Origin of the sequence: Kitasatospora sp. NPDC057512, from assembly GCF_042802135.1 — a bacterium.
Taxonomy (GTDB): Bacteria; Actinomycetota; Actinomycetes; order Streptomycetales; family Streptomycetaceae; genus Kitasatospora.
In genome coordinates, this window is the sequence record NZ_JBHVET010000195.1 from 1 (window position 1) to 12,001 (window position 12,001).

General features: G+C 75.7%; 9 protein-coding genes. 7 read left to right on the plus strand and 2 right to left on the minus strand.

Going from position 1 to position 12,001, the window contains the following annotated elements; genetic code table 11:
* Window positions 1-1,643, minus strand: a 1,643-nt coding sequence (gene pepN, locus ACFU6K_RS15480; protein WP_380663361.1) for an aminopeptidase N, incomplete at its 3' end; no start/stop codon positions are given.
* Window positions 1,644-1,875: 232 nt separating this feature from the next.
* On the opposite strand from pepN, the gene ACFU6K_RS15485 reads away from it, so the two are divergent.
* The 6 genes from ACFU6K_RS15485 (at window position 1,876) to ACFU6K_RS15510 (ending at window position 7,486) form a co-directional block, all read left to right on the plus strand.
* Complete coding sequence (locus ACFU6K_RS15485; protein ID WP_380663362.1) at window positions 1,876-2,691, plus strand: 2,3-dihydro-2,3-dihydroxybenzoate dehydrogenase; 816 nt, start codon at window positions 1,876-1,878, stop codon at window positions 2,689-2,691.
* A 109-nt stretch (window positions 2,692-2,800) separates the two neighbouring features.
* On the plus strand, window positions 2,801-4,012 hold the full coding sequence (gene dhbC / locus ACFU6K_RS15490) for an isochorismate synthase DhbC (protein WP_380663373.1): 1,212 nt from the start codon (window positions 2,801-2,803) through the stop codon (window positions 4,010-4,012).
* Entirely contained in the window at window positions 4,009-5,688 is a 1,680-nt protein-coding gene (locus tag ACFU6K_RS15495; RefSeq protein WP_380663364.1) for a (2,3-dihydroxybenzoyl)adenylate synthase, read from the plus strand. Before dhbC ends, ACFU6K_RS15495 begins: the two co-directional genes overlap by 4 nt.
* Window positions 5,689-5,736: 48 nt before the next feature.
* Complete coding sequence (locus ACFU6K_RS15500) at window positions 5,737-6,438, plus strand: isochorismatase family protein (protein ID WP_380663365.1); 702 nt, start codon at window positions 5,737-5,739, stop codon at window positions 6,436-6,438.
* Window positions 6,435-6,668 carry a phosphopantetheine-binding protein gene (locus ACFU6K_RS15505; protein WP_380663367.1) on the plus strand — a complete coding sequence of 78 codons (234 nt, stop codon included), beginning with the start codon at window positions 6,435-6,437 and terminating at the stop codon, window positions 6,666-6,668. The genes ACFU6K_RS15500 and ACFU6K_RS15505 overlap by 4 nt, the downstream gene beginning before the upstream one ends.
* Before the next feature lie 83 nt (window positions 6,669-6,751).
* Window positions 6,752-7,486 (plus strand): AMP-binding protein, encoded by a 735-nt coding sequence (locus ACFU6K_RS15510; RefSeq protein WP_380663368.1) that lies wholly within the window; start codon window positions 6,752-6,754, stop codon window positions 7,484-7,486.
* A gap of 25 nt (window positions 7,487-7,511) precedes the next feature.
* On the opposite strand, the gene ACFU6K_RS15515 is transcribed toward ACFU6K_RS15510, so the two are convergent.
* Entirely contained in the window at window positions 7,512-8,684 is a 1,173-nt protein-coding gene (locus ACFU6K_RS15515; RefSeq protein ID WP_380663370.1) for a M20 family metallopeptidase, read from the minus strand.
* 120 nt (window positions 8,685-8,804) lie between these two features.
* On the opposite strand from ACFU6K_RS15515, the gene ACFU6K_RS15520 reads away from it, so the two are divergent.
* Window positions 8,805-12,001: amino acid adenylation domain-containing protein (locus ACFU6K_RS15520; RefSeq protein ID WP_380663371.1), on the plus strand; the 3,197-nt coding region annotated here is incomplete at its 3' end.

A 12,001-nucleotide genomic window follows, 5' to 3' on the forward strand; every position in this document is an offset into this window, starting at 1 on the left:
GTGCTCCAGAGCACCGCCCGGGCCAGCTCCTCGGGTACGGCGCCGAGCGAGGAGTGCACGGTCCGCCAGGAGCCCGGGTCGAGACGGATCTTGACGAAGCTGAGGTCGGTGTCGTTGAGCAGGGTCAGTTCGGCGTCGGTCTTCACCGCCGTGGTGCTGTCGGCCGCCAGGTCGAGCGGCACGCGGTCGGCCAGCTCCAGGGCGCCCTCGGCGGTGCGCCGGTAGTGGCCCATGGTCAGCTGGTGCGGGCGCGGCCCGCCGTCGGCGGAGGTGTGCTCGATCCGGCCGTCGGTCAGTCGCAGGGTGTCCACGCCGGTGGTGCGCAGCCAGCGGTCGGCCCAGCCGTGGACGTCGCGGCCGCCGGCCGCCGCCAGGGACTGGAGCAGGTCGTCGAGGGTGGCGTTGCCGAAGGCGTGCTCGTCGAAGTAGTCGTTGACGCCGGCCAGGAAGGCCTCCTCGCCGAGCCAGGCGACCAGCTGGCGCAGTGCGGCGGCGCCCTTGGCGTAGGAGATGCCGTCGAAGTTCTGCAGCGCCTGGGCGGTGTCGTCCACCGTGCCGGGGGCCACCGGGTGGGTGGAGGGGCGCTGGTCGGCGTCGTAGCCCCAGGTCTTGCGGTTGGCGGCGAAGCCGGTCCAGGCGCTGGTGAAGCGGGTGGAGGAGGCGGTGACGCTGTAGGCCATGTACTCGGCGAAGGACTCGTTCAGCCACAGGTCGTCCCACCACTTCATGGTGACCAGGTCGCCGAACCACATGTGCGCCATCTCGTGCACCACCACCAGGGCGCGCTCCTCGCGCCGGGTGTCGTCCACGGCGGAGCGGAAGACGAACTCGTCGCGCAGCGTGACGCAGCCAGGGTTCTCCATCGCGCCGGCGTTGAACTCCGGCACGAAGCACTGGTCGTAGCTGTCGAAGGGGTAGCGGTGCCGGAAGACCCGGTGGTAGTGGTCGAAGCCCTGCCGGGTCACCTCCAGCAGCTCGGGGGCGTCGGCGTCCAGGTGGGTGGCGAGCGAGCGGCGGCAGTGCAGGCCGAGCGGGATCCCGTCGTGCTCGGTGCGCACCGAGTGCAGCGGGCCGGCCACCACCGAGACCAGGTAGCTGCTGATCGCCGGGGTGGGCGCGAACTCCCAGCGCCCGGCCGCGACCTGGCGGCCCACGCTGTTGCCGACCACGGTCCACTGCCGCGGCGCGGTGACGGACACCGTGTACCGCGCCTTGAGGTCGGGCTGGTCGAAGGACGCGAAGACCCGCGGGCCGTCGTCGAGGAAGGACTGGGTGTAGACGTAGTCCTCGCCGTCGGCGGGGTCGGTGAAGCGGTGCATGCCCTCGCCGGTGTGCGAGTAGGCCATGTCGGCCTCGACGGTGAGCTCGTTGTCGGCCGCCAGTCCGGTCAGCGGGAAGCGCCCGGCGCGCAGCGCGGCGACGTCCAGTTCGCGGCCGTTCAGCACCACCCGGCGGAGCGCGGCCGGTTTGACGTCCACGTAGGTCCCGGCGCCCGGGGTGGTGCAGCCGAAGCGGATCACCGTGGTGGAGCCGAAGACCTCCCGACCGCGGGTCAGGTCGAGGTCGAGGCGGACGGTGCGGACGTCGAGCAGGCGGTGGCGCTCGACGGCCTCGGCCCGGGTGAGTACTGAGGTATCAGACATACGGGTCATGCTGCTTCATCCACGGGTGGGCGGCACCCGCTTTTCGGCACCCGCTTTTCGGTGCCGGACTTTCGGTGCCGGACTTTCGGTGCCGGCTTCGGTACCGGAAGGAGGCCGGGGCCGCCGGATCGTCCGGGGCCGGCGGCCTCCGTGCGCCCGGCGCGAGTTGACGTCGAGGCAGCGGGATTCGCACAGACGCTCGGCACAGGCGAACAGCTGTGTTAGGTTAGGCTTGCCTAATCTTGCTGGTCGGAGGGGATGTCCTGTGCAGCAACAGTCCGAATTCGCCGGTGCCGTCGCGATGGTCACCGGGGCCGGGCAGGGCATCGGCGCGGCCGTGGTGCGGGCGCTGGTGGCCGAGGGAGCCGTCGTCGCGGCGGTGGACCGCGATCCCGGCGGGATCGACGCGCTGGCGGCCGAGCTGCCGTCCGTGCGTCCGTACGTGCTGGACGTCTCGGACGCCCGGGCGGTCGACCGCACCGTGGAGCTGATCGAGAGCCGGCTCGGACCGATCGGCGTGCTGGTCAACGTCGCGGGAATCCTGCGTACCGCCCCGGTCGTCGAACTCACCGACGGGGACTGGGCGGACACCTTCGCCGTCAACACCACCGGCGTCTTCCACACCAGCCGCGCCGTCGGCCGCCGGATGGCGGGCCGCGGACGCGGAGCGGTCGTGACCGTCGGGTCCAACGCCGCCGGGGTGCCGCGGGCCGGGATGGCCGCCTACGCGGCGTCCAAGGCGGCGGCCACCATGTTCACCCGCTGCCTGGGGCTGGAGCTCGCCCGGTCCGGGGTGCGGTGCAACGTGGTGTCGCCCGGCTCGACCGACACCGACATGCAGCGCGCGCTGTGGGGCGAGGACGCCGAGGCGGCCGAACGCCGGGTGATCGAGGGCGACCTGGGCGCCTGGCGGGTCGGCATCCCGCTCGGGCGGATCGCCGCGCCCGCCGACATCGCGGAGGCCGTGGTGTTCCTGGCCTCCGACCGGGCGCGGCACATCACCATGCACGACCTGTACGTCGACGGCGGCGCGACCCTGCGCGCCTGAGCGGAACGCCGCCGGTCCTCCTCCCGCCTCCCGCCTCCCACCTCCCGAAGAACCGTCCCAGACTGGAGAAACCGCCGTGACCACGGTGCACCACGCCCCCGCCGGGCCGATACCCGCCGGGCCCGACGCCCCGGCGACCGCCCTCGCCGAGGGCCCGGACCACGCCGTCATCGGCGCGGCCAGCGGACTGCTCGGCCAGTACCGGGCCGGCTCCGACGAGGCGTTCTTCGCCTCGCCGACCCGCACCCTGCTCGGCTCCGGGGTGCACGCCCGGGTGCCGCAGGACGGGCGGCCGCTGCCGGTGCGGGTCGCCGAGACGCTGGCCGAGGCGGGCCGCTCCGGCGTCGAACGGCCGCTGGTGGTCGGTGCGGTGGCGTTCGACCGGGACAGCCGGGTCGAACTCGCCGTCCCTGCCCGGGTCCGCACCGCCGGGGCGCTGCGCGACGACCCGCTGATCGCCCTGCCCGCGCCGGCGGCCGAGCAGGCCGACTGGCGGATCGACCCGGTGCCCGCGCCCGAGGCGTACGGCGCGGGCGTCGCGGCCGCCGTCGAGCGGCTGCGCGGCGGGGAGTTGAGCAAGGTGGTGCTGGCCCGGACGCTGGAGCTGGGCGCCGAACAGCCGCTCGACCTGCCCGCCATCCTGCAGCGGCTGGCCCGCCGCGACCCGGGCGGCTACACCTTCGCCGTCCCGTCCGGCGGCGGCCGCACCCTGGTCGGCGCCAGCCCCGAACTCCTGCTCTCCCGGCGGGGGACGGCCGTGCTGGCCAACCCGCTGGCCGGCTCCGTCCCCCGCAGCGAGGACCTCGGCGAGGACGTCCGGCGCGCCGCCGCGCTGCTGGAGTCGCCCAAGGACCTGCACGAGCACGCCGTCGTGGTGGACGCCATCCGCGAGGCGCTGGCGCCGTACTGCCGCACCCTGGAGGTGCCCGAACGGCCCACCCTGGTACGGACGGCCGCGATGTGGCACCTGGCCACCACGATCCGCGGCGAGCTGGCCGAACCGGCGGTCACCGCCCTCGAACTGGCCTGCGCGCTGCACCCCACCCCGGCGGTCTGCGGCACGCCGACGGACGTCGCCCGCCGGGTGATCGCCGAGGTCGAGCCCTTCGACCGCGGCCTCTACACCGGCATGGTCGGCTGGGAGGACGCGACCGGCGACGGCGAGTGGGTGGTCACCATCCGCTGCGCCGAGGCGGAGGGGCGGACGCTGCGGGTGTACGCCGGCGCCGGCGTGGTCGAGCAGTCCCGGCCGGAGGCCGAACTCGCCGAGACCAGCGCCAAGTTCCGTACCTTCCTGGACGCCGCGGGGGTGGCCCGGTGACGCCGCTGGAGACCGCCCGGGCGGGTTTCACCCCGTACCCCGCCGAGTTCGCCGAGCGCTACCGGGCCGCCGGGTACTGGCGCGGCGAGACCTTCGGACGGATGCTGCGCGAGCGCGCCGCCGCGCACGGCGAGCGCACCGCCGTCGTCGACCCGGGCGGCCACGGAGTGGCGGCGACCGAGCGGCGCTGGACGTACGCCGAACTCGACCGCCGGGCCGACCGGATGGCCGCCGGACTGCTCGCCCGGGGCATCCGGGCCGGGGACCGGGTGGTGGTCCAACTGCCCAACGCCGCCGAGTTCTTCGAGGTCGTGTTCGCGCTGTTCCGGATCGGCGCGCTGCCGGTCTTCGCGCTGCCCGCCCACCGGTACGCCGAGATCGGGTACTTCTGCTCCTTCACCGATGCGGCGGCGTACGTGGTGCCCGCCGTCGACGGCGGCTTCGACTACCGCGAACTCGCCACCCGGGTACGGGCGGAGAGCCCCGCGCTGCGGCTGGTGCTGGTGGCCGGCGAGGACCCGGGGGAGCACGTCCGGCTCGCGGACGTGCCCTGCGACGGGCCCGGCCCGGAGGCCTTCGGCGGGGAGCCCGGCCCGGAGGACGTCGCTTTCCTCCAGCTCTCCGGCGGCAGCACCGGCGTGCCGAAGCTGATCCCGCGCACCCACGACGACTACATCTACTCGCTGCGCGGCTCGGTCGAGCTGTGCGGCCAGGACCCGGACAGCGTGTACCTGTGCGCGCTGCCCGCCGCCCACAACTTCCCGCTCAGCTCGCCGGGTTCGCTCGGCACGCTGTACGCCGGCGGCCGGGTGGTGCTCTGCCCGCAGCCCGCCCCCGAGACGGCCTTCCCGCTGATCGAGCGCGAGGGCGTGACCATCACCGGGCTGGTGCCGCCGCTCGCGCTGCTCTGGCTGGACGCCGCCGAGCGCGGCGCCCGCGGCTACCAGAGCCTGGAGGTGCTGCTGGTCGGCGGCGCCAAGTTCAGCGAGGAGGCGGCCCGGAGGGTGCGCCCCGTGCTGGGCTGCACGCTCCAGCAGGTGTTCGGGATGGCCGAGGGCCTGGTCAACTACACCCGGCTGGACGACCCGGAGGAACTGGTCACCACCACCCAGGGCCGGCCGATCTCGCCGGACGACGAGGTCCGGATCGTGGACGACCAGGACCGGGACCTGCCCGACGGCGCCACCGGACACCTGCTCACGCGCGGCCCGTACACCATCCGCGGCTACTGGAACGCGCCCGGGCACAACGCCGACTCCTTCACGGCGGACGGCTTCTACCGCACCGGGGACCTGGTCCGGCGCACCCCGACCGGCCACCTGGTGGTCGAGGGGCGGGCCAAGGACCAGATCAACCGGGGCGGGGAGAAGGTCGCCGCCGAGGAGATCGAGAACCACCTGCTCGCGCACCCCGCGGTGCACGACGCGGCGGTGGTGTCGATGCCCGACCCGTACCTGGGCGAGCGCACCTGTGCGTATGTGGTGCTGCGCGCCGAGAGCCGTGAACATCCCCCGAAGAGCGTCGAGTTGAAGCGGTTCGTGCGACAGCGCGGGCTCGCCGAGTACAAGGTGCCGGACCGGGTCGAGTTCGTCGCCGCCTTCCCTGCCACCGGGATCGGGAAGGTCAGCAAGAAGGAGCTGCGCGCCGCGATCGCGGCCTCGCTGACCACCGGCTGACCTCTCGACCCGCCACCACCTCGCCCTGTCTAGCTAAGGAACACCACAGTGGGCCTGCCCCGCATTCCCCGCTATCCCATGCCCGCCGCCGAGGAACTGCCCGCCAACCGGGTCGCCTGGACGGTCGACCCGGCGCGCGCCGTCCTGCTGGTGCACGACCTGCAGAACCACTTCCTGGACGCCTTCGACGCCGAGGCCGCCCCGGTGACCGAACTCCTCGGCAACGTCGAGGCGTTGGCCGAGGCCGCGCGCGCCGCCGGCGTGCCCGTCGTGTACTCGGCGCAGCTCGGCGGGCAGAGCCCGGCCGAGCGCGGGCTGCAGCAGGACTTCTGGGGCCCGGGCATCCCGGCCGACCCGCGGGCCACTGCGATCGCCGACGCCGTCGCCCCCGCGCCGGGCGACACTGTGCTCACCAAGTGGAAGTACAGCGCCTTCGTGCGCACCGAGTTGGAGCAGCTGCTGCGCGAGCAGGGGCGGGACCAGCTGGTGATCACCGGTGTGTACGCGCACATCGGGGTGCAGGCGACCGCCTGCGACGCCTGGATGCGGGACGTGCAGGCCTTCGTGGTGGCCGACGCGGTCGCCGACTTCGGCCCGGCGGAGCACCGCGGGGCGCTGGCCTGGGTGGCCGGGCGCTGCGGGATGGTCGCCACGGCGGAAACCGTGCTCGGGGCGATGGCTCCGGCCGCTGCGGCGGCCGGCCCGGACGCCACGGACGTCGAGGTGCTCGAAGGGGTGGGCGGCAAGTGAGCGGCACGGGCTTCACGGTGGAGCGGATCCGGGCCGAGGTCGCCGACCTGCTCGGCGAGGACCCGGCGGAGATCCCGCTGGACGAGAACCTGGTCGACTGGGGCCTGGACTCCATCCGGCTGATGACCCTCGCCGGGCGCTGGCAGGAGGAGGGCGCCGAGGTGGTGTTCGTCCAGCTCGCGGAGCGCCCGGCGATCGAGGCCTGGGCCGAGCTGCTGGGCGCGGCGTGATGGCGGCGGGGGTGGGCGAGGCGCTCCGGGGCCCGGTTCGGGACGGGGCTCGGGACGCGGCCCGCGGGGCGGTGCTGCCCGAGGTGCCCGAACTGCCTCCGCTGCCGCGCCGGACGGTGCGGTACCCGGCCACCACCGCGGTGGGGCCGGTCGAGGCGCAGGCGGCGCGGACGCCGGACGCCCCGGCGCTGGTGCTCGCGGACGGGGAGACCGTCAGCTACCGGGAGTTGAACGCCTCGGCCAACCGCCTGGCGCGCGCCCTGGCCGCCCGTGGGGCCCGCCCGGGTGCGGTGGTCGGCCTGGCGGGGCTCCGCCGCCCGGCGGAGCTGGTGACGGCGCTGCTGGCGGTGGCGAAGTCGGGCGCGGCGTACCTTCCGCTGGACCCGGCGGACACGCCCGGGCGGCGTGAGCGGCTGCTCGCGGAGAACGCCCCGGTCTGTGTGCTGGGGGAGGGGGTGCCGGGGGCGCTGGCCGGGCTGGAGACGGCCGGCGAGCTGCCCACCGACCCGCCCCGGGCGCTGACCCCGCACCACCTGCTCTGCGTCGGGTACGGCCCGGGCGGGCGCCCGAGCGCCGTCCGGCTCACCCACGCCGAGGCGGACCGCCGGGTGCGCGAGCTCCAGGCGGCCCACCCGCTCGGGCCGGGCGACCGGGTGCTGCACCTGGGCCTGCCGCTCTGGGAGTACCTGTGGCCGCTGCGGACCGGCGCCGCCGTGGTGCTCGCCGACCCGTGGCAGGAGGGCGAGGTCGGGGCGCTGGTGCGGGAGCTGGGGGTCACCGCGGTGCGGGTGGCGCCGGGGGTGCTGCTCGGCGGGTGAGCGGGATCCGGGTGGGCGGCGGCCGTCAGCCCTCTTCCGCCAGGTCCACCGCCGTCCAGGCCATCGCCACCGCGCCGTCCAGCACCGCCCGTTCCGCCTCCGGGCCCAGTGCCGCCTCGGCGAACGCCGCCTCGTGCGGGGCGCAGGCGCCGCCGGTGATGTCCAGCACGGGATGGATCGACGGCACCGCGTGCGACACGTTCCCCATGTCCGTACAGGCGAAGGGGCCGCTCTCGACCGGTTCCGGCCGGCCGAGAGCCGCCGCGTTGGCCCGCCACAGCGCCAGCAGCCGGGGGTCGGAGCGCATGTCCAGGTAGTCCGGCTCGGGCCGGGTCAGTTCCACCTCGCAGCCGGTGGCGAGCGCCCCGGCGCGGAAGCAGTCCTCGACCCGGGAGCGCAGTTCGGCGAGGTCCTCGGAGGCCGAGGCCCGGATCTCGTACTCGGCGCTCGCGCTGTCCGGGATCAGGTTCGGCGCCGTCCCGGCCGCCGTGGTGATGCCGTGCACCCGCCACTGCGGCGGGAGTTGCTGGCGCAGCAGCCCGATCGCGACCTGGGCGACGGTGAGCGCGTCGGCGGCGTTGCGCCCCCGGTGCGGGTCGAGGCTCGGGTGGGCGGCGCGCCCGGTGTAGCGGACGGACAGCGTGCCGAGCGCGAAGGAGCGGAAGTCGGCGACCTCGACGGGGCAGGGGTGGACCATCATCGCCGCGTCCACCCCGTCGAACGCCCCGGCCTCCAGCAGCAGGGCCTTGCCCGCCCCGCGCTCCTCGGCCGGCGCGCCGATCACCCGTACGGTGAGCCCGAGTTCGTCCGCGTACGGGGCGAGCCCGAGCGCCGCGCCGATCCCGGCGGCGGCGATCAGGTTGTGCCCGCAGGCGTGGCCGAGTCCGGGCAGGGCGTCGTACTCGCAGACCAGCGCGACGGTGACGGGCCCGCTGCCGAGGCGCGCGTCGAACGCGGTGGCCAGGCCGTGGGCGGGCGCGGTGACCGAGTAGCCGTGCGCGCGCAGCAGTTCGGAGCACCAGGCGGCCGCCAGGTGCTCCTCGAAGGCGGTCTCGGGGTGGGCGTGGATGCGGTGGCTGAGCGCGAGGAGTTCCGCCCGCAGGGCGAGGACGTGCTCGCGCACGGCCCGCTTGGCGGCGGTCGGCCCGGTGGGTCCGGTGGGTTCGGCGCTCTGCGGCAGCGGTTCGGTCTGGGGCACGGGTGGCGTCTCCGGGGTGTCAGGGTCCCGGCCCTGCGGGGCCGTTGACCAGATCATATGAACTTAGATTAGGCTAACCTAAGTAAGGCGTTCCGGATCCCCCGAGGAGCTCTCCACCCCATGCCTGCCGTCGAAACCCAGATCGCCGACAGTCAGACCGTCGACAGCCAGATCGTCGACAGTCGGGCCGCCCACAGCCGGACCGTCGACGGTCAGGCCGCCGACGTCCCCCTGCTCGCCGCCCAGGCCGCCATCTGGTACGCCCAGGCGCTCGACCCCGACAGCCCGGTCTACAACACCGGCGACGCCGTCGAGATCACCGGCCCGCTCGACGAGGACCGGTTCGAACAGGCGCTGCGGCAGACGGTGGAGGAGGCGCAGGCGCTGAGCGCCGTCGTCGTCACCGGCCCGGACGGCACGCCCCGCCAGCGGCTGAGCCCTGGTCGCCCTTGGCCGCTGCACCGCCTGGACCTGCGCGCCGCCGCCGACCCGGCCGCCGAGGCCGAGGCCTGGATGCGCGCCGACCTCGCCCGCCCGGCCGACCTCGCCGAGGGCCCGCTGTTCACCCACGCGCTCATCCGGCTCACCGGGGACCGCCGGATCTGGTACCGCCGCATCCACCACCTCGCCGTCGACGCCTACGCGTTGACCCTCCTCGGCGACCGGGTCGCCGCCCTCTACACCGCCCGCACCACCGGCACCGAACCCGCGCCGAACCCCTTCGCCGCACTCGCCGAGGCCGCCGCCGAGGAGGCCGGGTACCGGGAGAGCGCGCAGTACGGGGCCGACCGCGCCCACTGGTCCGCCCGGATGTCCGACGCCGACACCCCGGCCACCCTCCCGGGCACCCCCGATCCCGGCGCGTCCCCCGATCCCGGCGCGTCCCCCGAGCCCGGCGCGTCCGGCGCATCGATCCGCCTCACCGCCGAGCTGCCGGCCGGCACCCGCGACCGCCTGGAGCGCGCCGCCGACGCCGTCCGCGCCACCTGGGCCGAGCTGCTCCTCGCCGCCGCGGCCGGCTACCTGCACCGCCTGACCGGCACCCAGGACGTCGTCCTCGGCCTGCCGCTCGCCAACCGCCGCGGCCCGGCCGCCCTGCGCACCCCCGTCGCCGCCGCCAACGTGCTCCCGCTGCGCCTCGCCGTCCGCCCCGCCGACAGCGCCGAGGCCCTGCTGCGCGCCGTGGTCCGCGAACTGCGCGCCGTCCGCCGCCACCAGCGCTACCCGCTGGAGGAGCTGCGCCGCGACCTCGGCCGCACCGGCGACCGCCGCGCCCTGTTCGGCCCGATGGTCAACATCAAGGCCTTCGAGAGCGACCTCGACCTGGCCGGCCTGCCCGGCACCGTCCGCAACCTCGCCGCCGGCCCGGTCGACGACCTCGCCCTGAACGTCTCACCCGGCCCGGACGGCGCGCTGCGCCTGGTCATCGACGCCGACCCGGCCCGCTACGGGGCCTCCTGCCTCGCCGCCCACCGCGACGGCCTGCTGCGCTACCTCGACGCCCTCGCCGACCTGCTGCTCACCGATCCCCGGACGCCCGTCGCCCGGATCGACCTGCTCGACCCGGAGGGCCTGCGCCGGGCGACCGAAGGCCGTACCGAGCCCCCGGTCGAGCGGACCGTGCCCGAGCTGTTCGCGGCCCAGGCCGCCCGCACCCCGGAGGCCGTCGCCGTCCGCTCCGGCTCGGCCGCGCTGACCTACCGGCAGCTCGACGCCGCCGCCAACCGGCTCGCCCACCGGCTGACCGCCCTCGGCGTCAAGGACGGCGCACCGGTCGCGATCGCCCTGCCGCGCGGCACCGACACCCTGGTGGCGATGCTCGCCGTCCTCAAGGCGGGCGGCGCCTGCGTCTCCCTCGACCTCGCCCACCCCGAGCGACGCCTCGCCGCCGTGCTGGCCGACGCCCGCCCGGTCTGCGCGATCGGCACCCCCGAGGCCCTCGCCGGGCTCGACCTGCCCGCCGGCCTGCCCGTCGTCCGCCCGCAGGACGCGGCCGACGAGCCCGACACCGCCCCACCCGCGCCCCGACCCGACCAGCCCGCCTACGTGTTGCACACCTCGGGCTCCACCGGCCGCCCCAAGGGGGTGGTGGTCACCCACGCCTCGCTGGCCAACCTCCACGCCGGCCTCGGCGAGGACCACGTCGCCCCCGCCCTGCGCCGGGCCGGCCGGGACCGGCTGCGCGTCGCCCACAGCGCCTCGTTCGCCTTCGACGCCTCCTGGGACCCAGTGCTCTGGATGGTCCACGGCCACGAGCTCCACCTGCTGGACGACGCCACCTACCGCGACCCGGCCGCGCTCGCCGCCCACCTCGACCGCGAGCGCGTCGACTACCTCGACCTCACCCCCTCCTACCTCGAAGTCCTGATCGCCGAAGGCATCCTGGACGAGGGCCGGCACCGCCCGTCCGTCCTCGTGGTCGGCGGCGAGGCCACCCCGCCCGCCCTCTGGCAGCGCCTGGCCGCCGTCCCCGGCCTGCACCCGGTCGACCTCTACGGCCCGACCGAGACCACCGTCGACGCCTACGCCTGGACCCCGGGCCCGGACGGTGCCCCGCGCGGCCGGGTGGTGCGCGGCTCCCGCGCCTACGTCCTGGACGGCTCGCTGCGCCCCGCGCCCGACGGCGTCACCGGCGAGCTGTACATGGCCGGCGCCTGCCTGGCCCGCGGCTACCTCGGCCGCCCCGACCTCACCGCCGAACGCTTCCTCGCCGACCCCTTCGGCCCGCCCGGCAGCCGGATGTACCGCACCGGCGACCTCGCCCGGCGCCGCCCCGACAACACCCTGGAGTTCCTCGGCCGGGCCGACGACCAGGTGAAGATCCGCGGCTTCCGGATCGAGCCCGGCGAGATCGCCGCCGTCCTCGCCGAACTCCCGGGCGTCGCCCAGGCCGTGGTGATCGCCCGGCCCGGCCCGCAGGGCAAGCGCCTGCTCGGCTACGCCGTCCCGGAGAGCGGCAGCACGCCCGACCCGGACGGGCTGCGCGCCGCGCTCGCCGCCCGGCTGCCCGCGCACATGGTCCCGGCGGCCGTCCTGCTGCTGGACGAACTGCCGCGCACCGCCCACGACAAGCTCGACCACCGCGCCCTGCCCGAACCCGCCGCGGCCACCGAGGGCAGCGCGGCGGCCACGCCCCGGGAGGAGCTGGTCTGCGGCCTGTTCGCCGAGGTCCTCGGCCTGCCGCGGGCACCCGGCCGGGAGGCCTCCTTCTTCGACCTCGGCGGCCACTCGCTGCTCGCCGGGCGCCTGGCCGCCCGGCTGCGCGAGACCTTCGCCGCCCCGGTCGGCTTCGCCGACCGGTTCCGGCAGCCAACCCC